The sequence below is a fragment of the Pantoea sp. Cy-640 genome, from assembly GCF_011752635.1.
GTDB lineage: Bacteria > Pseudomonadota > Gammaproteobacteria > Enterobacterales > Enterobacteriaceae > Pantoea > Pantoea dispersa.
The window spans coordinates 56,925-79,797 of the sequence record NZ_VWXB01000001.1 but is presented as its reverse complement, the minus strand read 5'-3'; the positions used below and the strand labels follow the sequence as shown (position 1 = coordinate 79,797).

Here is a 22,873-nt window from a genome sequence, read left to right as displayed (position 1 = left end):
GGTGACCGACGCCATGAGACTGGTACAACTTTCCCGGGATTCGCTCAATTTCCCGCCGCCGGAGATGGCGCTGCGAGAGCCAAACGGCCTGCTGGCCATGGGCGGCGATCTCTCCCCTGCCCGCCTGATGAATGCCTATCAGCGCGGTATTTTTCCGTGGTTTTCGCCCGGCGATCCAATTTTATGGTGGTCGCCAGATCCACGCGCGGTCCTGCTGCCGGAGTCGTTTCATCTCAGCCGCAGCATGGCGCGCTTCCATCGCCGTTCGCCCTATCGCGTCACCATGAATCACGCTTTTGCACAAGTGGTGGAAGGTTGCGCCAGCGGGCGTCAGGAAGGCACCTGGATCACCTTTGAAGTGAAACGCGCCTGGCTGCGCCTGTATGAGCTGGGCCATGCGCACTCAATCGAAGTCTGGCAGGATCAACGCCTGGTTGGCGGCATGTATGGCCTGGCGCTCGGACAGATTTTTTGCGGCGAGTCGATGTTCAGCCGGGCGGAAAACGCCTCCAAAACCGCGCTGTGGGTTTTCTCACAGCACTTTATTGCGCATCAGGGACGGCTGATCGATTGTCAGGTGCTGAATCCGCATACCGCCTCGCTGGGCGCAGTTGAAATTCCGCGTGTCGACTATCTGCAATACGTGCAAACGCTGGCGTGGCAACCGGTGCAGACCGGCTGCTGGCAAACACAAACCCTTTTTTGACCGACCCCGCAGATGTTTTGCACACAATTCCCGACAAAAGTGATACAATAAGCGAGTTTGGTATGTCGTCCGCGCTTCGCTGTGGCGAGCCGGAATTGCCAGGCTGGGAATCTCACCCTGTTCCCGAAGCTGTTTCAGTTGTGCACCCGATGCCGATTGCTGCAGATTCTTAGCCCGCTAATCCCCCGCAGACGTCAAAAACACCCGAATTTATCCGTAATGCACGCGCAGCGGCGCGACGCACGGCGAAGCGTTGGCAAAAACAGCCAACGTTTCTTTACATAAATCATGGAATTCGGCATTATCTTGCCGGTTCAACAGTTTGGTAGTTCACCCAGAGGATTCGATGGCCAAAGAAGACAATATTGAAATGCAAGGTACCGTACTGGATACGTTACCTAACACCATGTTCCGCGTAGAGCTTGAAAACGGGCACGTGGTTACCGCTCATATCTCCGGTAAAATGCGTAAAAACTACATCCGCATCCTGACGGGCGACAAAGTGACTGTCGAGTTGACCCCGTACGACCTGAGCAAAGGCCGCATTGTCTTCCGTAGTCGCTAAGTTGTTGCACTCGCCTCGCGTTTGCTGATGTAAACTAAGCGCGAAAAAAAAGGCCGGATTTTAATCCGGCCTTTTTCTTATCTGCGCACCCGCTTAATGCACGGTGCCCTCGGTTTTGCGTTTTTCCGCGCTCATGAAGTGGTAGGTGAGCTGGTTTTTCTCTTTATCCAGTCCAACCGACACCGATCCGCCATCTACCAGCGAGCCAAACAGCAGCTCGTTAGCCAGCGGTTTCTTCAGGTTTTCCTGCACGGTACGCGCCATCGGACGCGCGCCCATCGCTTTGTCGTAACCTTTTTCGGCCAGCCAGTCGCGCGCATCATCGCTGACTTCCAGCGACACACCTTTCGCATCCAGCTGTGCCTGCAGCTCAACAATAAATTTATCCACCACCTGATGGATCACCTGAGTATCGAGGTGACGGAACCAGATAATGTTGTCGAGACGGTTACGGAACTCCGGCGTAAAGATCTTTTTGATCTCTTCCATCGCGTCGGTGCTGTTGTCCTGCTGTATCAGGCCGATGGATTTACGCTCGGTCTCGCGCACCCCGGCGTTGGTGGTCATCACCAGCACCACGTTGCGGAAGTCCGCTTTGCGGCCGTTGTTATCGGTCAGCATCCCGTTGTCCATCACCTGCAGCAGCAGGTTGAAAACATCCGGATGGGCTTTCTCGATCTCATCCAGCAGTACCACCGCGTGCGGATGCTTGATGACGGCATCAGTCAGCAGACCGCCCTGATCAAAGCCGACGTAGCCCGGAGGCGCACCAATCAAACGACTGACGGTGTGACGCTCCATATACTCGGACATATCAAAGCGCAGCAGTTCAATGCCCAGCGCCTTCGCCAGCTGCACGGTGACCTCGGTTTTACCGACCCCGGTCGGACCCGCAAACAGGAACGATCCGACTGGCTTACGCTCCTGCCCCAGACCCGCGCGGCTCATTTTGATGGCTTCAGTCAGCGCTTCAATCGCGTTGTCCTGACCAAACACCAGCATTTTCAGACGGTCGCCGAGATTTTTCAGCGTATCGCGATCGGTGGCCGAAACGCTCTGCTCCGGAATACGCGCGATGCGCGCCACCACGGATTCGATGTCCGACACGTTGACGGTTTTCTTGCGCTTGCTCACCGGCACCAGACGCGCACGCGCGCCGGCTTCATCGATCACGTCAATCGCCTTGTCCGGCAGATGACGGTCATTGATGTATTTCACCGCCAGCTCAACCGCCGCACGTACCGCTTTGGCGGTGTAGCGCACATCGTGATGCGCTTCGTACTTCGGCTTCAGCCCGTTAAGAATTTGTACCGTCTCTTCAACCGATGGCTCAGTGATATCAATTTTCTGGAAACGGCGCGCCAGCGCACGATCCTTCTCAAAGATATTGCTGAACTCCTGATAGGTCGTGGAACCCATCACGCGGATTTTACCGCTGGAAAGCAGCGGCTTGATCAGGTTCGCCGCATCCACCTGGCCGCCCGATGCCGCACCGGCACCGATAATGGTGTGGATCTCGTCGATGAACAGAATGCTGTTGTTATCCTGTTCCAGCTGTTTCAGCAGCGCTTTAAAACGTTTTTCAAAATCACCGCGGTATTTGGTACCGGCCAGCAGCGAACCGATATCCAGCGAGTAGATGGTGCACTCTTTCATCACTTCCGGCACGTCGCCCTGCACAATGCGCCAGGCGAGCCCTTCCGCAATCGCAGTTTTACCGACGCCCGATTCGCCCACCAGCAGCGGGTTATTCTTACGACGACGGCACAGCACCTGAATGGCCCGTTCCAGCTCTTTATCGCGGCCGATCAGCGGGTCAATTCCGCCGACGCGAGCAAGCTGATTAAGATTGGTGGTGAAGTTTTCCATACGTTCCTCCCCGCCTGCTTGCTCTTCGTTAACCGGATTTTCCGCGCTGTTCTGCGGCTGGCCCGGTTCGTCTTTACGCGTACCATGGGAGATGAAGTTCACCACATCAAGGCGGCTCACTTCGTGTTTGCGCAGCAGGTAAGCCGCTTGCGACTCCTGCTCGCTGAAAATGGCGACCAGCACGTTCGCACCGGAAACTTCACTGCGACCGGATGACTGGACATGGAAGACCGCACGCTGCAGCACACGCTGGAAGCTGAGCGTCGGCTGAGTGTCGCGCTCCTCTTCGCTGGCAGGCAGCACCGGCGTGGTTTGTTCGATGAAGGCTTCGAGTTCCTGACGCAGAGCCGCAATATCCACCGTACAGGCTTCCAGTGCCTCTCTGGCCGACGGGTTGCTGAGCAGCGCCAGCAACAGATGTTCGACGGTCATAAACTCGTGACGGTGCTCGCGCGCTCTGGCGAAAGCCATGTTTAAACTGAGTTCCAGTTCTTGATTGAGCATTTGGCACCTCCCCCAATTATCGCTCTGACGGACTGAATCCTATATGGAGACAGCTTCAGGCTTTTTCCAGCGTACACAGCAACGGATGTTGATTTTCCCGCGCGTAATTGTTCACCTGGGCGACTTTGGTCTCCGCCACTTCTGCAGTGAATACACCACAGATTGCCTTTCCATGGTAGTGAACTTTCAGCATCAGTTGCGTTGCACGTTCAACATCATAAGAAAAGAACTTTTGCAGAACGTCAATAACAAATTCCATAGGTGTATAATCGTCATTATTCAGAATGACTTTATACATTGAAGGCGGCTTTAACCCTTCGCGTACTTTGTCTTCGGCCAGATGTTCAAAGTTAAGCCAGTCGTTTGTGTTTGCCATAATGTTCCGTTGAAATTCTGCGTTACGGTAGCGCACATTTCTGTGCTCTCACCTCAAGTTTAACACGCCTGTCAAGCCGCTTTTCCTGTGGCAAAAATCGGTCCTGAAAGCGCATGCGCGACCTGTATCACAAAATTTGCAATAGCGTTAACTGCCTCAAATTTTGATGAATTTCTCCCCGTGCGCCAGGGCCGTTTGCTTGACGATAAGGTCCGTTTCTCTACATTCTACTTACACAAGCTGATTGAGTTTTAAACAAACTCGACTCACAGCTTCAATGACCTCACCTACTTATCAAAATGTCTTGCGAGGGAAGTAAAAGCATGGAGACGGGTACTGTTAAATGGTTCAACAACGCCAAAGGCTTCGGCTTTATCTGTCCGATTGGCGGCGGCGACGATATCTTCGCACACTACTCCACGATTCAGATGGAGGGATACAGAACGCTGAAAGCGGGCCAGCACGTTCAGTTCGATGTCCATGAAGGGCCGAAAGGCAACCATGCCAGTCTGATTGTGCCCTGTGAAGCATCGTCACTCTCCTGACGGGCGCGCGTCTGCTCTCATTCTGACCACTCCCGAAAAAAAATGCCAGCCGCAGACGCTGGCATTTTTCTTTGGCGTCCCGCGTCAGTGTTACTCTGCCCGACCGCGCGCCAGCCACATCACGCGGCCAAACAGCTGATCGAGCAACGGCGGAATCGCCTGCGGCCCGCGTTCGGCCGCTGCCATCGCCACCGCAATCGCCAGTTCCGGCTTCGAGCTGTGATGAATGGCTTTGGTAATAATACGCCGCGCGTTCATCGGCACGTTTAACGGCAGGTGCGCCATCTGGTGATAGACATCACTAAAGCCCTGCTTATAAAGGAAGTGTTCGATGTCGGGCGCCGGGAACTGCGTGAGATGGTCGCTCTCCTGCTCATGCGCCTGCAGCTGGCTGCGCGCGGTGGCGGCATATTTTTTTCCGGCCTCGTCGCCGTCAGTCAGCACGTGCCAGGCAATGCCCATGCGGCGCGCATATTTCAGCAGCGGCTTAAGCCCGGACTGCGCAAACTCAATCACCTTCACGCCTTCCGCGGCAAAATGGTAGCCGCGCTGCCGCGCCAGCTCATTGATGATCCACACTTCGGTTTCACCCTCTACCAGCAACCAGCAGCGGGCAAACAGCGCCGACGGCCGATTAACGCGGATGTGAAAGCCGATACGGCGCGCTTCTTCGGCACTTAATCCTTCCGGCCCGATACGCCACGCCGCCACGCGATCGGGTTCGCGCACCAGTCGGCAGATTTGCTCCAGCGCCACCTGTGAAAGTAGCTCACCGGAGTTCGTGGTGGCGATTTTTTGCAGCGGCATCAGCGCCAGCAGATTCCACGCCACCGACAGCATGATGGGATGCAGCCGCGTTTCCGGATCCTCCACCAGCAGCAAGGGGCGCGCGCCTGCGGGCAGCGCATCGCTGCCGTGCGCCTGCAGCAGGAGCGAGAACATGCGCAGCAGAATCACCTGACGACTGCGCGATTCGGTACCGGCGATCAGCTGATTGAGCTGATCGAGCGAACGCCAGCCCTGACTGCCATCACGCAGCTCCGGCGCAACCCGCGCGGCGCCCGTGTCCGGTTGCTGGACCAGAAAATAGTGCGCCATCAGCTGCTGCATGGTATGCAATCCCTGGCGCAACAGCTCGTCGCTCAGGGTTTGCGGCCGCGCCACCAGATCGCGCGTCAGGCTATGCATCTCCTGCGCCAGCGCGCTTAGCGTATCAGCGCGCCGCTGCGTGTCGTTGTCGTTATGACGCGACCGCCGGCCAAAGCGCGCATCACGCAGGCGCAGCACCGGATAGTACGCGCGCAACTGCGCCAGCGCGGCGTCGGTGCCCGCCAGCGGCAGCACCTCGCCACGCGCGTCAATAAAGCGCCAGCGGGTTTTGACTTCGCTGCCCTGGCGCGTCGCCAGCGTACTGAAGCGCAGGTAGCGCCCCGCGTCATCCTGCTGCCAGAACGGCGCAAACAGCGCTTCATGCTCATCGCCCTGCGCGCGAAAGCGAAACACCAGCTGCAACTTATGCCGCCGGGCTTCCACCTCACCGGGCGGAAAATGGAAGTCCTGTTCGGTGAACCTATAGGGCTCAGCGGCCGGTGCCAGCAGCAGCGTTAGCGCATCCAGCAAACTGGATTTACCCCACGCGTTTTCCCCAATCAGCAGGTTGGTGTCGGTCAGCGGCAGCGATAACCGGTTAATGCCGCGAAAGCCGTGTATATCGATATGTTCCAGAATCATCGCGCAGTCCCTCCGTGCTTTGCCAGAGCATGGTCCGCCGCGCTGCGTTGGTCAAGTCGGCAGCGGGAGAAAAGGTTTACACTTCAGGCATTTTCCATTAGCGTGGCGTCTCGCAAAAAAGGACGTCATTTTCATGTATACCGGACTGCTTATCATTCTGGTGCCGCTGATGGTGGGCTATTTGCTGCCGTGGCATCAGCCTGCGCTGTTGCAGCGCGTTAACCGCCTGCTGAGTTTGCTGATTTACGCCATTCTGTTTTTTATGGGTACCAGCCTCGCCTTTCTCGACAATCTCGGCACCAATTTGCTGATCGTGTTTAAAACCGCGCTGATTGCCGCGGGTGCCATTCTGAGCTGCTCGCTGCTGGCGCTGTGGCTGCTGGATCGCCGCTGGCCGTGGCGGCAGCAGCATCGCCAGCAGAATCTGCCGTCGCGCTGGCACATGGTGCTGGAGTCACTCAAGCTGTGTGTGGCGGTGCTGGCCGGTTTCCTGCTGGGATTAACCCAATGGGCGCCGCTGCGCCATGCCTCCACCCTGAGCGAAATTGCGCTGGTGGTGCTGCTGTTCCTGGTTGGCGTGCAGCTGCGCGGCAGCGGCATGACGCTGCGCCAGATCACTCTGAACCGGCGCGGCATGACGGTAGCGCTGGTATCCCTGTGCGGCTCGCTGGGCGGCGGGGTACTGGCAGCGTGGCTGCTCGGCGTTTCGCTGTCAACCGGACTGGCGCTGGCCAGCGGCTTCGGCTGGTATTCGCTGTCCGGCATTCTGATGACCGAAGCGTACGGCCCGGTGATCGGCAGCGCCGCCTTCTTTAACGATCTGCTGCGCGAGCTGGCTGCGGTGCTGCTGATTCCGGTGCTGGTCAACCGCTACCGCAGTATGGCACTCGGGCTGAGCGGTGCCACGTCGATGGATTTTACCCTGCCGATTCTGCAGCGTGCCGGCGGAATGGAGATTGTGCCTGCGGCCATCGTGCACGGTTTTATCATGAACCTGCTGGCACCGATCCTCATCGCCCTGTTTTCCGCCTGACGCGCAGCGCATTTTTTCACGCCCGCTGCGCTGCGGCTTCGTCTACGCTTTCTCTCTGACATGTTTTTTGCCATCCGACTGGATGGCCAACACCAGATAGGAGCGAACGATGAAGCAAACAGTGGCGGCCCTGCTGGCCAAAACGCTGGAGAGCGCCGGCGTAAAACGCATTTGGGGCGTAACCGGTGACTCCCTCAACGGACTGAACGACAGCCTCAACCGCATGGACACCATTGAATGGATGCCAACGCGCCATGAAGAAGTGGCCGCTTTTGCCGCCGGGGCGGAAGCACAAATCAGCGGTGAGCTGGCGGTGTGCGCCGGCTCCTGCGGCCCTGGCAACCTGCACCTGATCAACGGCCTGTTTGACTGCCATCGCAACCATGTTCCGGTGCTGGCGATTGCCGCGCACATTCCTTCCAGCGAAATCGGCAGCGGCTATTTTCAGGAAACCCATCCGCAGGAGTTATTCCGCGAGTGCAGCCATTACTGTGAGCTGGTCTCCAATCCGGAACAGCTGCCGCAGGTGCTCGGCATTGCGATGCGTAAAGCCATCCTCAATCGCGGCGTATCGGTGATTGTGCTGCCGGGTGACGTGGCGCTGCAGGCGGCGCCGGAGAATGCGCGCAGCGAATGGTATCCGCCGCAGCTGCCGCAGGTGGTGCCGTCGGTCAGTGAACTGACGCGTCTCGCAGAAACGCTCAATGAGGCGAAAAATATCACCCTGATGTGCGGCAGCGGTTGCGCCGGTGCTCATGCGGAAGTGGTAAAGCTGGCCGAAACGCTGAAAGCACCGGTGGTGCACGCCATGCGCGGCAAAGAGCACCTCGAGTACGACAACCCGTACGACGTCGGCATGACCGGGCTGATCGGCTTCTCATCCGGCTATCACGCCATGATGAACGCCGACACGCTGGTGCTGCTCGGCACCCAGTTCCCTTATCGCCCGTTCTACCCGGCGGACGCGCGCATTATTCAGATTGATATCAATCCGGCCAGCCTCGGCGCGCACAGTCACGTCTACATGGCGCTGGTGGGTGACATCAAAGCCACGCTACAGGCGCTGCAGCCGCAGCTCACCAGCCACAGCGACCGTCATCACCTCGATCGCGCACTGGAGCATTACGCGGATGCGCGCAAAGGGCTGGACGATCTGGCGACCGCCAACGATAAGCAGGCGATTCACCCGCAGTATCTGGCCCAGCAGATCAGCCACTACGCGGCTGATGACGCCATCTTTACCTGTGATGTCGGCACGCCAACGGTGTGGGCGGCGCGCTATCTGAAAATGAACGGCAAGCGCCGTCTGCTCGGCTCGTTTAACCACGGTTCGATGGCCAACGCCATGCCGCAGGCGCTGGGCGCACAGGCCATCGATAAACAGCGTCAGGTGGTCGCGCTGTGCGGCGATGGCGGCTTCAGCATGCTGATGGGCGATTTCATCTCGCTGGCGCAGCTTAAGCTGCCGGTGAAGCTGGTGATCTTCAATAACAGCGTGCTCGGCTTTGTGGCGATGGAGATGAAAGCCGGCGGCTATCTCACTGACGGCACCGATCTGGAGAACCCGGACTTCGCCGCCATCGCCACCGCCTGCGGCATCAAAGGGATCCGTGTGGAGAAAGCCTCGGAGCTGGATGGCGCGCTGCAACAGGCGTTCGCCCACGACGGTCCGGTGCTGGTGGACGTGATCACCGCCAAGGAAGAGTTGTCGATGCCACCGCAAATCAAAGCCGAGCAGGCTAAAGGTTTCAGCCTGTACATGCTGCGCGCGATCCTGAATGGCCGCGGTGATGAAATCGTCGAGCTGGCGAAAACCAACTGGCTGCGGTAAAACGAAGAGACTTGCCGGATTAATCACCATGCGGGCGCTTAGCCCGCTTTTTTATGTCAGGAGAACAACGTGATCGATTTACGCAGTGATACCGTGACCCGCCCGAGTGCCGCGATGCTGGATGCGATGATGGCGGCCGAAACCGGCGATGATGTCTATCGCGATGATCCCACCGTCAATGCGCTGGAGGCTGAAGCGGCGCGCCTGAGCGGTAAAGCGGCTGCGCTGTTCTTCCCTACCGGCACCCAGGCCAACCTGGTGGCGCTGCTGTGCCACTGCCAGCGCGGTGATGAGTACATCGTCGGCCAGCAGGCGCACAACTACAAATATGAGGCTGGCGGTGCCGCGGTGCTCGGCAGCATCCAGCCGCAGCCGATCCTCGCGGCTGCCGACGGCACGCTGCCGCTGCACGACGTGGCGGCCGCCATTAAGCCGGACGACATGCATTTTGCCCGCACCCGCCTGCTGAGCCTGGAAAATACCCATCACGGCAAAGTGCTGCCGCTGAGCTACCTTGAACAGGCGTGGCAATTTACCCGCGAGCGCCAGCTGGCGCTGCACATTGACGGCGCGCGCATCTTTAATGCCGTGGTGGCGCAGGGGGTGCAGCTGATCGATATCGCCCGCTACTGCGATAGCCTGACCATCTGCCTGTCGAAAGGACTGGGCACGCCGGTCGGCTCCCTGCTGTGTGGTGATGAAGCTTATATCGAGCAGGCGCGGCGCTGGCGCAAAATGACCGGCGGCGGCATGCGCCAGGCCGGCATTCTGGCGGCTGCCGGTCTCTACGCGCTGCAGCACAACGTGGCGCGTCTGCAGGAGGATCATGACAACGCCGCGTGGCTCGGCGCGCAGCTCAGCGCTCTTGGTGTGGAAGTGGTGAGCCAGCACACTAACATGCTGTTCGTGAAAGTGCCGGCGGAGCAGGTCGCACCGCTACAGCGCTGGATGCAGGCGGGCGACGTGCTGCTCAGCGTAGGACCGCAGACCCGCATCGTCACCCATCTGGATGTCAGCCGCCAGCAATTACAGCAGCTGGTGGCGCGCTGGCAGGCCTTTCTCCAGCCGTAACGCCGCAACGCGCGGCTACGGTGCCGCGCCGTATTTCGCCAGCAGCGCACGGGCGATGGCCAGCGTCTCGGCATCGGCTTCGCCACGGTAATCACGCGGGCGGAAATGCATCTGAAACGCCGCAATCAGTTTGCGCTGCATCTGCGGCGTTGGCGCAGCGGCAACGTCATAACCATAGCGCTGCAGCGCAGTCAGTAGCGTTGCAGCCTCGACCGGGGCATCCGGCGGCTGGTTAGCCAGATAGCGCTGCACTGTGGCGGCATCCGGCCACGCTCCCAGCCCCTGCCGGGCCAGCTGTTGCCACGGAAACAGCGGACCGGGATCCTGCTTGCGCTGCGGCGCGATATCACTGTGCCCGACAATATTTTCCGGACTGATGCCGTAACGCTGGCTGATATCGCGCACCAGCGCGGTCAGGGCCGTGATTTGCGCGGCGGTGAACGGCTGCCACTGCCGGCCGGTCAGCGTGCGGCGATAGCCGGCATTGACGATTTCGATGCCAATTGAGGTGTCATTAATGCGCGTTGCGCCGCGCCAGAAGCTCGGTCCGGCATGCCACGCCAGCTGGTTTTCAGGCACCAGCTGCCAGATCACCCCAGCGCCGTTTTTCTGCGGCGGCTGCTGCGGAATCAGATAGTGCGCGCTGACGTTGCGGTCCGTCAGGGTCGCCAGCGACGAGGGAAAGTCCTCCGCCGTGTAGTGGATTACCACCACTTTGATGCGCGGTCTGGCCCCCTGCGCCGGGTGCGCGCTATCGACCCAATAGCCGTTGCGCGCTTCCAGCGTCGACTGGCAGGCGCTGAGCAGCAGCGCCATCGCCAGCAGTAATACCGCACGCATTAGCGCACGATCACCGCAGTACCGGTAACGCTCACCATCAGCATGCTGCTGTCTTTGCCCACGGTTTCGTAGTCAATATCAATGCCAACCACTGCATTGGCGCCCAGCGCTTTCGCCTGTTCTTCCAGCTCTTCAAAGGCGATCTGCCGCGCTTTGCGCAGCTCTTTCTCATAGGCACCGGAGCGGCCGCCGACGATATCGCGGATGCCGGCAAAGAAGTCGCGGAAAATGTTGGCACCGAGAATCGCTTCACCGGTCACAACGCCGCAATATTCAGTGATGCTGTGCCCTTCCAGGGTTGGCGTAGTCGAAAATTTCATCGTTCTCTCCTGTGGTGATTCATGAGGCGATAGCTCGTACGGCGTAAAAGCACGGCTATACTCTATGCTAAAAATGGCGCTTTGCCAGTGAACAATAAGGAAATCGAGATGAGAAACAAAGCCTTTGCGCTGCTTGTTCCCGCTGCATTGCTGCTGAGTGCCTGTACCACCGTTGAGCCGGTGATCAAGGACAACGGGCCGCGTACCGCACCCTGCGTTGACGGCGGTCCGGACAGCGTGGCGCAGCAGTTCTACGATTTACGTGTCAGCCAGCCAACTCAGGGATTGCCGGACAGCACCACGCTGGCAAAATATCGCCCATACCTGAGCGACAACCTGTATCAGAAACTGCTGCATGCCAGCAGCCAGAGCAACCCACCGGCAGCGTGGCGCCAGGGCGATCTGTTCTCCAGCCTGGCACAGGGGCCCACTGCCGCTGACGTGGCCAGCGCCTCCAGCATTCCTAACCGCGACGCGCGTAATATTCCGCTACGCGTGACGCTGAGCCGCGGCGATAAAAGCTGGCGCGATGAAGTGCTGATGATCCACGAAGGCACCTGCTGGGTGGTGGATGATGTGCGCTACGTCGGCGACTGGCCACACGCCGGTGGCGGCTCGCTCAGCCAGCTGCTGGAAGAGAAAAAATAGTCGCGCATTTTTTCCGCACTCAGCCGCAACCATTAGCGCGCCGCACCATTGCGGCGCCGCTAAGCTTCCGCGCAACAGCCGACGCTTACCCGTCAGCCCCTTTCCCCGCTGCCCTGCCCGATTTTGTGCTACGCTTTTGCTGTTTAATTGCTCTTTAATAAATTTTAACCCACCTCAATTGCATAACTATTCTGGTGACGTTAAGATTTGCGACACTAATTGCTATTCATTTTTTGCGCATGAGTATTCAACTAAACGCCATCAACTGTTTTTACGGTGCCCATCAGGCGCTGTTCGATATCAACCTGGCCTGCCCGCAGGGCGAAACGCTGGTGTTGCTCGGCCCGAGTGGCGCGGGTAAAAGTTCACTCCTGCGCGTGCTCAACCTGCTGGAGCTACCGCGTTCCGGTAGCCTGCAGATTGCCGGCAACCACTTCGATTTCAGCCAGACGCCGTCCGACAACGCGATTCGCGAACTGCGCCAGAATGTCGGCATGGTGTTCCAGCAGTACAATCTGTGGCCGCACCTCAGCGTGATGCAGAACCTGATCGAAGCACCCTGTCGTGTGCTCGGGCTCAGCAAAGATGCGGCACGCGCGCGCGCCGATAAACTGCTGGAACGTCTGCGCCTGACGCCGTACGCCGATCGTTTTCCCCTGCACCTTTCCGGTGGCCAGCAGCAGCGCGTGGCAATTGCGCGCGCGCTGATGATGGAGCCGCAGGTGTTGCTGTTTGATGAACCGACCGCCGCGCTTGACCCGGAGATCACGGCGCAGATCGTCAGCATCATTCGTGAGCTGGCGCAGACGCAGATCACGCAGGTGATTGTCACCCACGAAGTCGAGGTGGCGCGCAAAACCGCCAGCCGCGTGGTGTACATGGAGAACGGCCGCATCATTGAACAGGGCGATGCCAGCCACTTTACACAGCCGCAAACCGACGCGTTTGCTCATTATCTTTCGCACTAAGTCAGGATGCTTCTAATGAAAAAAGTTGTACTTGCTGCACTGCTTGCCAGCCTGAGCCTGAGCGCTTCTGCCGCGCAGACCCTGCGTTTCGCGACCGAGGCGTCTTATCCGCCGTTTGAATTTGTCGACTCCGACAACAAAATCCAGGGCTTTGACGTCGATCTGGCCAATGCGCTGTGCAAAGAGATCGATGCGACCTGCACCTTTACCAACCAGGCCTTCGACAGCCTGATCCCCAGCCTGAAATTCCGCCGTTTTGACGCGGTGATGGCCGGCATGGATATCACGCCAGAGCGTGAAAAGCAGGTGCTGTTCACCAAACCTTATTACGACAACTCTGCGACCTTCATCGCGCAGAAAGGCAAGCTGGCGGACGTTGCGGCGCTGAAAGGCAAGCGTGTGGGCGTGCAGAACGGCACTACGCACCAGAAATACCTCTCTGACAAGCACAGCGACATCACCATCGTGCCTTACGACAGCTACCAGAATGCGGTGCTCGACCTGAAGAATGGCCGTATTGATGCGGTGTTCGGGGATACCGCCGTGGTTAACGAGTGGCTGAAGCAGAACGCCAACCTCGCCGCGCTGGGTGAGAAAGTGACCGACAAAGCCTACTTCGGCACCGGTCTCGGCATCGCCGTGCGTCAGGGCAACAGCGAACTGCAGCAGAAGTTCAACGGCGCGCTGGATAAGATCAAAGCCGACGGCACCTACAAAACCATCTACAACAAATGGTTTCAGCAGTAATTTCTGATGAATGAAATGATTCCACTCGCAAGCGCCGCCGGCATGACCGTCGGCCTTGCCGTTTGTGCCCTGATCGCCGGCCTCGCGCTGGCGATGATTTTTGCTGGCTGGGAATCGCTGCGCTGGAAACCGCTGGCGTGGATCGGTACCGGGCTGGTGACGCTGATTCGCGGCCTGCCGGAAATTCTGGTGGTGCTGTTTATCTATTTCGGTGCCTCGCAGCTGCTGCTGACGCTGTCGGACGGCTTCCAGCTCAATCTGGGCCTGTTTACCCTGCCGGTGCAGATGCAGATTGAGAACTTTGATGTCAGCCCGTTCCTGTGTGGCGTGATTGCGCTGGCGATGCTCTATTCGGCTTACGCCTCTCAGACGCTGCGCGGTGCGCTGAAAGCGGTGCCGTCCGGCCAGTGGGAATCAGGCCAGGCGCTGGGCATGAAAAAGTCAGCGATTTTCTTCCGCCTGATTATGCCGCAGATGTGGCGCCATGCGCTGCCCGGACTCGGCAATCAGTGGCTGGTGCTGCTCAAGGATACGGCGCTGGTGTCGCTGATTAGCGTCAACGATCTCATGCTGCAGACCAAAAGCATTGCGACGCGCACCCAGGAGCCGTTTACCTGGTATCTGGTGGCTGCCGCGATCTATTTAGTGATTACGCTATTCAGTCAGGCGGTGCTGCGCCGTATTGAATCACGTACCACGCGTTTCGAGCGGGGGGCCTGACGCATGCTGGCGTATTTACCTGAGCTACTGAAAGGCCTGCATACCAGCCTGACCCTGACGGCCGCCTCACTGGTCGCCGCGCTGCTGCTGGCGCTGCTGTGCACCATTGTGCTGGCGCTGAAGCTGCCGCTGCTCAACTGGCTGGTCAAAGGCTATATCACCCTGTTTACCGGCACGCCGCTGCTGGTGCAGATTTTCCTGATCTATTACGGTCCTGGCCAGTTCCCCAGCATTCAGAATGTGCCGTGGCTCTGGCATTTATTGTCGCAGCCGTGGCTGTGTGCCATGCTGGCGCTGTCGCTTAATAGCGCAGCCTACACCACACAGCTGTTCTACGGCGCGGTGCGCGCCATACCGTCCGGGCAGTGGCAGTCCTGTGCCGCGCTGGGCATGCGCCGCCGCGATACGCTGCGTATTCTGCTGCCGTACGCGTTTAAGCGCGCCCTCTCCTCTTACTCCAACGAAGTGGTGCTGGTGTTCAAGAGTACTTCGCTGGCCTATACCATTACGCTGATGGAAGTGATGGGCCATGGCCAGCTGCTGTATGGCCGCACCTACGATGTCACCGTGTATGCTGCCGCCGGTCTGATTTATCTGGTGGTTAACGGCCTGCTGACGCTGCTGATGCGCCTGGTCGAGAAGCGCGCGCTGGCGTTTGAGCGCCGCAACTGATCGTCTGACGCGGCGCGAAGGAAGCGCCGCGCCCTTCCCCGCTATATCTGATCGCAGCGAAATAAATTTTTAATCATATTTATTGCATACAAATGCATTAACTGGCATCGTGTAAATCGTTTCGCCTCTGGCATGGTTTACAGGAGCCTTATAATGAAAAAATGGATTGTTGCGGCAGTGATGGCAACGCTGGCAATGAATGCTTATGCGGCAGAGAAAATTCGCTTTGCTGCCTCAGCCACCTATCCCCCGTTCGAATCACTCGACCAGAATAACCAGATTGTCGGTTTTGATATCGACCTCGCTAAAGCGCTATGTCAGCAGATGCAGGCCGAGTGCACTTTCACCAACAATGCCTTTGATAGCCTGATTCCTTCGCTGAAATTCCGTCGCTATGACGCGGTCATTTCCGGTATGGATATCACCGCCGAGCGCAGTAAGCAGGTCGATTTCACCCAGCCCTACTACGCCAATTCGGCAATCGTCATCGCCCACAAAGGTGAATATAGCGACTTTGGCCAGCTGAAAGGCAAACGCATCGGCGTGGAAAACGGCACCACCCATCAGAAATACCTGCTGGAGAAGCATCCGGAAGTGATCGCGGTGGCCTACGACAGCTACCAGAACGCGATCCTCGACCTGAAAAATGGCCGGCTCAACGGCGTATTTGGTGACAGCGCAGTCGTCAATCAGTGGCTGAAGGCCAATGCGGATTTGAGCGCGGTCGGCGAGCATATTACCGACAGCGACTACTTCGGCACCGGGCTCGGCATTGCGGTGCGCAAGGGCAACAGCGCGCTGCTGCAACAGCTGAACAGCGCGCTGGCGGCGCTGAAAGCCAACGGTCGCTGGCAGCAGATCAATCAGAAGTGGTTCCCGGAATAAGCATTATGGAGTTGCGTGGCGCCGGGCCTGCCAGGTTCTGCACGTCCTCAGCGCAGCCGGGCGCTACGCGATTCCACCCTTACAACGCAGTAACGTCAGCACCTCGAAATGTGCGGTGTGCGGGAACATATCGAACAGCTGCACGCGGCTGATGTCATAGTCGGCCAGGCGCGCAATGTCCTGCGCCATGCTGGCGGGATTGCAGCTGGAATACAGGATGTAGTCCGGCGCCATGCGGCTCAGCCAGGCGCACAGTTCTGCACCAATACCGCGACGTGGCGGATTGACCAGCACCAGCTGCGGCACGCTCGTATGCCCGGTGGCAAACTGCGTGGAATCCAGCGCGGCAAAACTCACCTGCTCTAACCCCAGCTGCTGCGCCGACTGCTGCGCGCAGGCGATGGCTTCCGCACTGATTTCAATGCCGGTCAGCTGCATCTGCGGCGTGGCACAGTGCAGGCCAAAGCCGCCAACGCCACAGAACAGATCCCACATGCTGTGCACCGGCAGCTCCGCCACCCAGTCGCGTGCCGTTGCGTACAGCGCAGCCGCCACCTGCGGGTTAGTCTGGAAGAAACTTTGCGGACGGATATACAGCGGCACGTCGTTGAAGCGTTCCGGCAGCGCCTGCTCAGGCGTCAGCGCCATCTCCTCCTCGCCCTCCAGTATCGCCATGTGCACCGGCTGAATATTGGCGGAGATCACCTGCAGCTGCGGCAGCTGCTGTTGCAGCCACGGCAGCGCGGCGCGCAGCTGCGCCAGTTTGCTGTGCGAGCGCAGGACAAAACGCAGCATCATGCCGCCCTGGGTACTCTCCGTCAGCAGCAAAAACTTCAGCTCGCCGCGTTTGCGCGCCACGTTGTACGGCGTCAGACCGGCACGGGCGATAAACGGTTTCAGCACGTCGAATACCGCCGCGAAGCTGGCGGGATAGAGCGGACAGGCGCAGAGATCCACCGGCTCGCCGTCACGCGCCACCATGCCGAACAGCGGTTTTTCCACGCTGCCGCTCACCACCATCTTGGCTTTATTGCGAAACCCCTGCTGCGCCGAGGTAACCGGCGGCCGCCAGTCGGCGACCGGCATGCCGTCCAGCAGCTGCGTCAGCTGCGTCTGCTTGTCGTTCAGCTGTTGCGGATAGGGTTTTTCCAGCCACTGACATGAGCGACAGCGGCCGGCCTGATAAAGCGCGCAATGCATGGAAAGGCCTGTATTGAGAATCGGGAGCAAAAACGGGGGCCGATTGTATCACCGGCTGCGAAAAAATGCGCGACTGCTGGCCGGCACAAACAGCAGCAGCAGCACCAGCACATCCGGCAGTTTCTGCAGCAGCGTGTGGTGAATAATCTGCGCGTTATTCTCGCCGGGAATGCTAAAAATCTCCGGATAGATCCAGCCCACCGACGCCATCAGCATGTACAGCAGCACCACGATCTGCGTGGCCACGTAGCCCCAGCGCCCGGCATTACTGCCGCGCATCAGGGTAAAGGCACAGCGCAGTTCAAACAGGAAAATCAGCTGGCTGGCGATAAAAATCAGCGTGGAGTCCCACGCCTGCGCGCTGCGGTGCACGAAATTGGCGATTTCGTCATAGCCCAGCTCATTGGCCAGCATCAGCACGCTGATACAGCGCGTGGCGATAATGGCGCTGCCGGCAATGGTTACCGGCACGGGCGTGGAGGTTAACACCAGGTTTTTCAACGTTTCCGACATTGCGCGCGCTCCATAAGAAAAGGCTGACAGAGTCAGCCTTGCTTATATTGGCAAATGTTGCGTCACTCAGCCACGTTTTGCTTTCTGAATATCGCGCAATCGCTGTTTTTCTTCGTGCGCCATAAAGCGCCAGGCAATAAAGCCGACCAGCCCGACCACAAACAGAATCAGCGAGGCCAGCGCGTTGATCTCCGGATTGACGCCGCGCCGCACCGTGGCAAAGATCGCCATCGGCAGCGTGGTAGCGCCCGGCCCGGTGACGAAGCTGGAGATCACCAGGTCGTCCAGCGACAGAGTAAACGCCAGCAGCCAGCCGGTAATGATCGCCGGGGCAATCATCGGCACGGTAATCACGAAGAACACCTTCAGCGGCGTAGCGCCGAGGTCCATCGCCGCTTCTTCAATTGAGCGATCCAGCTCGCGCAGCCGCGAGTTGATCACCACCGCCACGTAGGCGGTACAGAACGTGACGTGCGCCAGCCAGATGGTCAGCATGCCGCGATCGCCCGGCCAGCCAAAGGTGTTGCCCATCGCCACGAACAGCAGCAGCAGCGACAGACCAGTGATCACGTCGGGCATCACCAGCGGCGCGGTGAGAATGAAAGCAAAGCCGCTGTGGCCGCGAAAACGCCCGAAGCGCACGATAATCACCGCCGCCATGGTGCCGAGCACCACTGCCATGGTGGCCGACAGCGCCGCGATGGTCAGGCTCAGGCCAACCGCATCCAGCATCGCATCATCCTGGAACAGCACGCGATACCAGTGAAACGAGAAGCTCTCCCATACCGTCACCAGCTGCGAGCTGTTGAAGGAGTAAACCACCAGCAGCAGCATTGGCGCGTACAGGAACAGGAAGCACAGCGCCAGAATCGCGGTGCGCCACGGAGAGCGGATTACCGGTAGCTGATTCATCCCTTCTCCCCCATTTCACGGTTTTGATGTTTGTGGAACCAGACGATAGGCAGAATCAGGATCAGCAGGATGATCACCGCCAGCGCCGAGGCCACCGGCCAGTCGCGGTTGTTGAAGAACTCCTGCCACAAAATGCGCCCAATCATGATGCTGTCCGGTCCGCCGAGCAGTTCCGGGATCACGTACTCGCCCACCGCCGGGATAAATACCAGCATTGAGCCAGCAATAATGCCGCCTTTGGTCAGCGGCACGATGACGCTGAAGAAGGTTTTCAGCGGGCGCGCGCCGAGGTCGAGCGACGCTTCCACCAGCGAATAATCAATACGCGTCAGCGCGGTGTAGATCGGCAGCACCATAAACGGCAGGTAGCAGTAAACGATACCGATATACACCGCCGTGTTGGTGTACAGGATGATCAGCGGATGATCGATCACGCCAAGCCACATCAGGAAGCGGTTGAGGATTCCGTTGTTGTTCAGCAGTCCCATCCACGCATAGACGCGCACCAGGAACGAGGTCCACGACGGCAGGATTACCAGCAGCAGCAGGATGGTGCGCATGGAGGGCTTGCTGTGCGCCACCGCCCACGCCAGCGGATAACCGATCAGCAGACAGATCACCGTTGAGATCGCCGCCACCTTCAGCGAGGTGAGATAAGCTTCGGCGTACAGCGGATCGTCGGTCAGCGTCAGGTAGTTGCCCAGATTGAGCACCAGGTTGAGCTGGTCGTCCGCCCAGGTCACCAAATCGGTGTACGGCGGAATGGCGCGCGCAATATCGGCGAAACTGATCTTCAGCACGATGAGGAACGGCAGCATAAACAGCAGGATTAGCCACAGATAAGGCAGCGCGATCACCAGCTTGCGACCGTGCTGCATTTTCATGCGCGTGCCCCAGCGCTGCAGCGGTGTGCCCGCTACCTCCGGCTCGCTGCGTTGAGAAATCTGGCTCATAGCGCCTCCTTAAACCGTCAGGACCACACAGCTGTCGGCATCCCAGCACAGGCGCACTTCATCGCCCCAGGTGGGCGCGCCTTTCCGGTAGCGATGCGCATTCTGCAGCTGGGCGCTGATCATCTGGCCGCTGCGCAGCCGTACGTGGTAGATCGACAGATCGCCGAGATAGGCGATGTGCACCACTTCGCCCACAGCAAAGTTGCAGCCGTCGGCCGGCACCTCGTCGCACAGCATCACTTTTTCCGGCCGCAGCGCCACGTGCACCGGCACGTTGTCCACAATCGACACATCGGTCTGCACCTTGAGCGGATGCATCAGTCCCGGACTGTCGATCACCACGCCCTCGTCGCGGCGTTCGCGCAGCAGGCCATCAAACACGTTCACTGAGCCGATAAACTCGGCGCTGTAGCGGCTGGTCGGGTGCTCGTAAATCTCTTCCGGCTCGCCGATCTGCACAAATTTACCGCGGTTCATGATGGCGATGCGGCCCGCCATGGTCATGGCTTCTTCCTGATCGTGGGTCACCATCACGCAGGTAGCGCCTACGCGCTCCAGAATATCCACCACTTCGTGCTGCATGCGGTCGCGCAGTTTTTTATCCAGCGCGCCCATCGGTTCGTCGAGCAGCAGCAGCTTGGGACGTTTCGCCAGGCTACGCGCCAACGCCACGCGCTGACGCTGGCCGCCAGAAAGCTGGTGCGGCTTACGTTTGGCGTATTCTTCCATATGCACCAGCGCCAGCATCTCTGCCACGCGGCTGCTGATTTCGCCTTTCGGCAGTTTGTCCTGCTTCAGGCCAAAAGCGATGTTCTGTTCCACCGTCATGTGTGGAAACAGCGCGTACGACTGGAACATCATGTTGATGGGCCGCTGATACGGCGGCACGTGGGACAGATCCTGACCATCCAGCACAATCTGGCCACTGCTGGGAATTTCAAAGCCGGCCAGCATCCGCAGCAGCGTGGACTTGCCACAGCCGGAAGCGCCCAGCAGCGCGAAAATTTCGCCTTTGTAAATGGTCAGGCTGACATCATCCACGGCGTGCTGGCCGTCAAACGATTTCGTCAGGTTGCGGATTTCCAGCAGCGGCGTTAACGCCTTAGCCGTTTTATTTTGGGGGCGGGGAATCGCGTCGTTCACTCACATGTCTCCGGCGCTAAGCGGGATAGCGCGGCACAGCCAGCCGCTAAATGACACAACAGAGGCCAGCACCGCGCCTCTGTTGTCGTTTACCGATAAGGGAATCCGTTCAGAACGAATTACTTACCACTTTTTACTTTAGTCCATGCACGGGTACGCGCACGATCCAGTTTCGGATCCTGGACCTTGAGCACAAACAGTTTGGCCATCGCTTCCGGCGTCGGGAAGATACCCGGATTGTTGCGCACATCCGCATTGATCAGCGGCAGCGACGCTTTGTTGCCGTTGGCGTAGTTCATCTTGTTGGAGACGTCGGCAATCACTTTCGGATCCATGATGTAGTTCAGCCACTGATAAGCCGCATCCAGGTTTTTCGCGTCTTTTGGAATGGCCATCATGTCGAAGAACGCCAGCGCGCCCTCTTTCGGTACGCTGTAACCGAGATGGACACCGTTGTTGGCTTTCACCGCGCGATCTTTCGCCTGCAGAATATCGCCAGACCAGCCGATGGCGACGCAGATATTGCCGTTGGCGAGGTCATTGATGTACTGCGAAGAGTGGAAGTAGCGGATATTCGGCCGCAGCTTCAGCAGCAGATCGGTCGCCGCGCCGGTGTAATCTTTCGCGTCAGAGCTGTTTGGATCTTTGCCGAGGTAGTTCAGCACGGTGGCAAAAATCTCTTCTGGCGCATCGAGGAACGAAACGCCGCAGCTCTTCAGTTTTTCCAGGTTTTCCGGCTTCAGCACCAGATCCCAGCTGTTCACCGGCGCATCGGCGCCCAGTGCCGCTTTGACTTTATCGATGTTATAGCCAATACCGGTGGTGCCCCACAGGTAAGGAATGGCGTATTTGTTACCCGGATCGTGCTGGGCCACTTTCGCCATCAGATCGGGATCGAGGTTTTTATAGTTAGGCAGCTTGCTCTTATCCAGCTCCTGGAACACACCCGACTGCAGCTGACGCGCGAGGAAGCTCGACGACGGTACCACCACGTCATAGCCGGTGCTGCCGGCCATCAGTTTGCCTTCCAGCACTTCGTTGGAGTCAAACACGTCGTAGACCACTTTGATGCCGGTCTGCTTTTCAAAATTGGGCACGGTGTCGGCCGAAATATAATCGGACCAGTTATATACGTGCAGCGTTTTATCCTCTGCCTGAGCGCCCACGGCCGCAGCCATCAGCACACCTGCAACCACACCTGGCAACCATTTTTTTGACTGGTTGATCATGTTTTTCTTCCTCCTGAGCGGGTCATCACAACGCTGCATACACGCGATCCGGTCGTTGCGTTGTCTGTTAAATTACAGCCACACAATGAATCAATATTCAGCGGGAGTTTAATAGCAAAAACCTATAGCTGCGCCGTAGTTGCACGTATCAGACAGCCCCGCAAGAATAGCCCCCCTGATTCCTGCGTGCCAGATCCCAGCTTAAAAAACGCCTTTTTGCGATAAGTTATGCATGTTTCTGCTATGCACTCTGGCACTAGCGGCATAAAGCACGACTAATATCTGGCAATAAAGGGCAAAATGCAGAATAAAAAGTGGTGGGCCTGAAATGAAAACTGCCGCAAAAAGCGGCAGTTAGCAGGAGGGGAAAATCAGTGCAGCATGCTGTGGCTGCTGACGCTCGGCGGACGCTCCTCATCTTCGCCCATCATCAGCAGATGATTAGCGAACGCTTCCATGATCACCATCGAAATCCCCTCTTCGCTCTGCTTCATGAAGTGGGTGAACTGACCAAAGGTGATGCCGGCGCTTACGCTGATTGACTGGCAGACGATCAGCTTCGGCAGGTTGTCATCCTGTATATCGATAAAGGCTTTCACCGTGAGCGAACTGGCATTGATTTGCGACAGTTCGCCTACCAGCGGGATCAGCGCGGTGGGCTTTACTTCTGCCAGCGCCGAGAAGAGGATAACGTTATCCACCAGGTCGATTTTCGCGTCAAACACCCCGTCAAAATTCTGCATATGCGGCAGATGCAAAGCCTGGCAGGCGTCGCATTCGAACCAGGTGATATTTTGTTGATCCAGCCAGCGACGCAGCATGTCGATGTCAGGAACGACCAGTGAATCCATCGTTGTATCCTGTGGGGTGAATAAATAAGCGCCTTAGCTTA

Annotated in this window: 24 protein-coding genes; 12 read left to right on the top strand and 12 right to left on the bottom strand. The window is 58.4% G+C overall.

Annotated elements, in window-relative coordinates:
* Nucleotides 1-13: 13 nt before the first annotated feature.
* Both aat and infA read left to right on the top strand, forming a co-directional pair.
* Complete coding sequence (gene aat / locus F3J36_RS00395; RefSeq protein ID WP_058769537.1) at nucleotides 14-706, top strand: leucyl/phenylalanyl-tRNA--protein transferase; 693 nt, start codon at nucleotides 14-16, stop codon at nucleotides 704-706.
* Nucleotides 707-1,052: 346 nt separating this feature from the next.
* Nucleotides 1,053-1,271, top strand: coding sequence for a translation initiation factor IF-1 (gene infA / locus F3J36_RS00390; RefSeq protein ID WP_002211347.1), 219 nt, complete (start codon nucleotides 1,053-1,055; stop codon nucleotides 1,269-1,271).
* 93 nt (nucleotides 1,272-1,364) lie between these two features.
* Here the strand turns inward: infA and clpA are convergent, their stop codons facing one another.
* Both clpA and clpS read right to left on the bottom strand, forming a co-directional pair.
* A complete protein-coding gene (clpA, locus tag F3J36_RS00385) occupies nucleotides 1,365-3,644 on the bottom strand; it encodes an ATP-dependent Clp protease ATP-binding subunit ClpA (RefSeq protein WP_021508362.1) in 2,280 nt (759 codons plus the stop codon).
* Between the two features lie 55 nt (nucleotides 3,645-3,699).
* Nucleotides 3,700-4,020, bottom strand: a complete 321-nt coding sequence (gene clpS / locus F3J36_RS00380; RefSeq protein ID WP_021508363.1) for an ATP-dependent Clp protease adapter ClpS — start codon at nucleotides 4,018-4,020, stop codon at nucleotides 3,700-3,702.
* A gap of 323 nt (nucleotides 4,021-4,343) precedes the next feature.
* On the opposite strand from clpS, the gene cspD reads away from it, so the two are divergent.
* Nucleotides 4,344-4,565, top strand: a complete 222-nt coding sequence (cspD, locus tag F3J36_RS00375) for a cold shock-like protein CspD (RefSeq protein ID WP_058757774.1) — start codon at nucleotides 4,344-4,346, stop codon at nucleotides 4,563-4,565.
* A gap of 90 nt (nucleotides 4,566-4,655) precedes the next feature.
* On the opposite strand, the gene F3J36_RS00370 is transcribed toward cspD, so the two are convergent.
* Nucleotides 4,656-6,296, bottom strand: a complete 1,641-nt coding sequence (locus tag F3J36_RS00370; RefSeq protein ID WP_166718626.1) for an ATP-dependent endonuclease — start codon at nucleotides 6,294-6,296, stop codon at nucleotides 4,656-4,658.
* A 133-nt stretch (nucleotides 6,297-6,429) separates the two neighbouring features.
* Between F3J36_RS00370 and F3J36_RS00365 the strand changes: the two genes are divergently transcribed.
* The 3 genes from F3J36_RS00365 to ltaE all read left to right on the top strand — a co-directional run bounded on the left by F3J36_RS00365 (nucleotide 6,430) and on the right by ltaE (nucleotide 10,231).
* The gene (locus F3J36_RS00365) at nucleotides 6,430-7,329 is read left to right on the top strand and encodes a lysine exporter LysO family protein (protein WP_021508365.1); all 900 of its coding nucleotides are present in this window, start codon (nucleotides 6,430-6,432) and stop codon (nucleotides 7,327-7,329) included.
* 109 nt (nucleotides 7,330-7,438) lie between these two features.
* Nucleotides 7,439-9,160 (top strand): ubiquinone-dependent pyruvate dehydrogenase, encoded by a 1,722-nt coding sequence (poxB, locus tag F3J36_RS00360; RefSeq protein ID WP_166718625.1) that lies wholly within the window; start codon nucleotides 7,439-7,441, stop codon nucleotides 9,158-9,160.
* Between the two features lie 69 nt (nucleotides 9,161-9,229).
* Entirely contained in the window at nucleotides 9,230-10,231 is a 1,002-nt protein-coding gene (gene ltaE / locus F3J36_RS00355; protein WP_059008976.1) for a low-specificity L-threonine aldolase, read from the top strand.
* A gap of 15 nt (nucleotides 10,232-10,246) precedes the next feature.
* Here the strand turns inward: ltaE and F3J36_RS00350 are convergent, their stop codons facing one another.
* Together F3J36_RS00350 and F3J36_RS00345 are read right to left on the bottom strand one after the other, a co-directional pair.
* Nucleotides 10,247-11,071, bottom strand: a complete 825-nt coding sequence (locus F3J36_RS00350) for an N-acetylmuramoyl-L-alanine amidase (RefSeq protein WP_166718624.1) — start codon at nucleotides 11,069-11,071, stop codon at nucleotides 10,247-10,249.
* Entirely contained in the window at nucleotides 11,071-11,391 is a 321-nt protein-coding gene (locus tag F3J36_RS00345) for a heavy metal-binding domain-containing protein (RefSeq protein WP_058757780.1), read from the bottom strand. The genes F3J36_RS00350 and F3J36_RS00345 overlap by 1 nt, the downstream gene beginning before the upstream one ends.
* A 108-nt stretch (nucleotides 11,392-11,499) precedes the next feature.
* Between F3J36_RS00345 and F3J36_RS00340 the strand changes: the two genes are divergently transcribed.
* From F3J36_RS00340 to F3J36_RS00315, 6 genes are all read left to right on the top strand, one after another.
* Nucleotides 11,500-12,039, top strand: coding sequence for a lipoprotein (locus F3J36_RS00340; RefSeq protein ID WP_021508370.1), 540 nt, complete (start codon nucleotides 11,500-11,502; stop codon nucleotides 12,037-12,039).
* Nucleotides 12,040-12,278: 239 nt separating this feature from the next.
* Complete coding sequence (artP, locus tag F3J36_RS00335; protein ID WP_058775358.1) at nucleotides 12,279-13,007, top strand: arginine ABC transporter ATP-binding protein ArtP; 729 nt, start codon at nucleotides 12,279-12,281, stop codon at nucleotides 13,005-13,007.
* A 15-nt stretch (nucleotides 13,008-13,022) separates the two neighbouring features.
* Nucleotides 13,023-13,754: an arginine ABC transporter substrate-binding protein gene (artJ, locus tag F3J36_RS00330; RefSeq protein ID WP_021508372.1), complete on the top strand. Its 732-nt coding sequence runs from the start codon at nucleotides 13,023-13,025 to the stop codon at nucleotides 13,752-13,754.
* Between the two features lie 6 nt (nucleotides 13,755-13,760).
* A complete protein-coding gene (gene artQ / locus F3J36_RS00325) occupies nucleotides 13,761-14,474 on the top strand; it encodes an arginine ABC transporter permease ArtQ (protein WP_021508373.1) in 714 nt (237 codons plus the stop codon).
* Nucleotides 14,475-14,477: 3 nt separating this feature from the next.
* Nucleotides 14,478-15,146, top strand: a complete 669-nt coding sequence (gene artM / locus F3J36_RS00320; RefSeq protein ID WP_059008982.1) for an arginine ABC transporter permease ArtM — start codon at nucleotides 14,478-14,480, stop codon at nucleotides 15,144-15,146.
* Nucleotides 15,147-15,299: 153 nt separating this feature from the next.
* A complete protein-coding gene (locus F3J36_RS00315) occupies nucleotides 15,300-16,031 on the top strand; it encodes an arginine ABC transporter substrate-binding protein (protein WP_166718623.1) in 732 nt (243 codons plus the stop codon).
* Nucleotides 16,032-16,094: 63 nt separating this feature from the next.
* Here F3J36_RS00315 and rlmC read toward each other — a convergent pair whose 3' ends face one another.
* From rlmC to F3J36_RS00280, 7 genes are all read right to left on the bottom strand, one after another.
* Entirely contained in the window at nucleotides 16,095-17,231 is a 1,137-nt protein-coding gene (gene rlmC, locus F3J36_RS00310; RefSeq protein ID WP_166718622.1) for a 23S rRNA (uracil(747)-C(5))-methyltransferase RlmC, read from the bottom strand.
* 48 nt (nucleotides 17,232-17,279) lie between these two features.
* On the bottom strand, nucleotides 17,280-17,744 hold the full coding sequence (locus F3J36_RS00305) for a YbjO family protein (protein ID WP_021508377.1): 465 nt from the start codon (nucleotides 17,742-17,744) through the stop codon (nucleotides 17,280-17,282).
* A 66-nt stretch (nucleotides 17,745-17,810) separates the two neighbouring features.
* Nucleotides 17,811-18,656 carry a putrescine ABC transporter permease PotI gene (gene potI / locus F3J36_RS00300; RefSeq protein ID WP_166718621.1) on the bottom strand — a complete coding sequence of 282 codons (846 nt, stop codon included), beginning with the start codon at nucleotides 18,654-18,656 and terminating at the stop codon, nucleotides 17,811-17,813.
* Nucleotides 18,653-19,609: a putrescine ABC transporter permease PotH gene (potH, locus tag F3J36_RS00295; RefSeq protein ID WP_021508379.1), complete on the bottom strand. Its 957-nt coding sequence runs from the start codon at nucleotides 19,607-19,609 to the stop codon at nucleotides 18,653-18,655. The genes potI and potH overlap by 4 nt, the downstream gene beginning before the upstream one ends.
* Before the next feature lie 9 nt (nucleotides 19,610-19,618).
* Entirely contained in the window at nucleotides 19,619-20,752 is a 1,134-nt protein-coding gene (gene potG, locus F3J36_RS00290; RefSeq protein ID WP_021508380.1) for a putrescine ABC transporter ATP-binding subunit PotG, read from the bottom strand.
* 119 nt (nucleotides 20,753-20,871) lie between these two features.
* Complete coding sequence (potF, locus tag F3J36_RS00285) at nucleotides 20,872-21,981, bottom strand: spermidine/putrescine ABC transporter substrate-binding protein PotF (RefSeq protein ID WP_021508381.1); 1,110 nt, start codon at nucleotides 21,979-21,981, stop codon at nucleotides 20,872-20,874.
* Nucleotides 21,982-22,352: 371 nt separating this feature from the next.
* Nucleotides 22,353-22,832, bottom strand: a complete 480-nt coding sequence (locus tag F3J36_RS00280) for a YbjN domain-containing protein (protein WP_021508382.1) — start codon at nucleotides 22,830-22,832, stop codon at nucleotides 22,353-22,355.
* Nucleotides 22,833-22,873 lie beyond the last annotated feature (41 nt).

Excerpts from the sequence above, each read along its gene's own strand:
- potF (WP_021508381.1), bottom strand. The coding sequence starts at position 21,981 with ATGATCAACCAGTCAAAAAAATGGTTGCCAGGTGTGGTTGCAGGTGTG.
- clpS (WP_021508363.1), bottom strand. The coding sequence starts at position 4,020 with ATGGCAAACACAAACGACTGGCTTAACTTTGAACATCTGGCCGAAGAC.
- aat (WP_058769537.1), top strand. The coding sequence starts at position 14 with ATGAGACTGGTACAACTTTCCCGGGATTCGCTCAATTTCCCGCCGCCG.
- F3J36_RS00315 (WP_166718623.1), top strand. The coding sequence starts at position 15,300 with ATGAAAAAATGGATTGTTGCGGCAGTGATGGCAACGCTGGCAATGAAT.
- F3J36_RS00305 (WP_021508377.1), bottom strand. The coding sequence starts at position 17,744 with ATGTCGGAAACGTTGAAAAACCTGGTGTTAACCTCCACGCCCGTGCCG.
- poxB (WP_166718625.1), top strand. The coding sequence starts at position 7,439 with ATGAAGCAAACAGTGGCGGCCCTGCTGGCCAAAACGCTGGAGAGCGCC.
- F3J36_RS00370 (WP_166718626.1), bottom strand. The coding sequence starts at position 6,296 with ATGATTCTGGAACATATCGATATACACGGCTTTCGCGGCATTAACCGG.
- artJ (WP_021508372.1), top strand. The coding sequence starts at position 13,023 with ATGAAAAAAGTTGTACTTGCTGCACTGCTTGCCAGCCTGAGCCTGAGC.
- cspD (WP_058757774.1), top strand. The coding sequence starts at position 4,344 with ATGGAGACGGGTACTGTTAAATGGTTCAACAACGCCAAAGGCTTCGGC.
- F3J36_RS00365 (WP_021508365.1), top strand. The coding sequence starts at position 6,430 with ATGTATACCGGACTGCTTATCATTCTGGTGCCGCTGATGGTGGGCTAT.
- F3J36_RS00345 (WP_058757780.1), bottom strand. The coding sequence starts at position 11,391 with ATGAAATTTTCGACTACGCCAACCCTGGAAGGGCACAGCATCACTGAA.
- artM (WP_059008982.1), top strand. The coding sequence starts at position 14,478 with ATGCTGGCGTATTTACCTGAGCTACTGAAAGGCCTGCATACCAGCCTG.
- artQ (WP_021508373.1), top strand. The coding sequence starts at position 13,761 with ATGAATGAAATGATTCCACTCGCAAGCGCCGCCGGCATGACCGTCGGC.
- F3J36_RS00350 (WP_166718624.1), bottom strand. The coding sequence starts at position 11,071 with ATGCGTGCGGTATTACTGCTGGCGATGGCGCTGCTGCTCAGCGCCTGC.
- rlmC (WP_166718622.1), bottom strand. The coding sequence starts at position 17,231 with ATGCATTGCGCGCTTTATCAGGCCGGCCGCTGTCGCTCATGTCAGTGG.
- artP (WP_058775358.1), top strand. The coding sequence starts at position 12,279 with ATGAGTATTCAACTAAACGCCATCAACTGTTTTTACGGTGCCCATCAG.
- potI (WP_166718621.1), bottom strand. The coding sequence starts at position 18,656 with ATGAATCAGCTACCGGTAATCCGCTCTCCGTGGCGCACCGCGATTCTG.
- F3J36_RS00280 (WP_021508382.1), bottom strand. The coding sequence starts at position 22,832 with ATGGATTCACTGGTCGTTCCTGACATCGACATGCTGCGTCGCTGGCTG.
- potH (WP_021508379.1), bottom strand. The coding sequence starts at position 19,609 with ATGAGCCAGATTTCTCAACGCAGCGAGCCGGAGGTAGCGGGCACACCG.
- clpA (WP_021508362.1), bottom strand. The coding sequence starts at position 3,644 with ATGCTCAATCAAGAACTGGAACTCAGTTTAAACATGGCTTTCGCCAGA.
- infA (WP_002211347.1), top strand. The coding sequence starts at position 1,053 with ATGGCCAAAGAAGACAATATTGAAATGCAAGGTACCGTACTGGATACG.
- F3J36_RS00340 (WP_021508370.1), top strand. The coding sequence starts at position 11,500 with ATGAGAAACAAAGCCTTTGCGCTGCTTGTTCCCGCTGCATTGCTGCTG.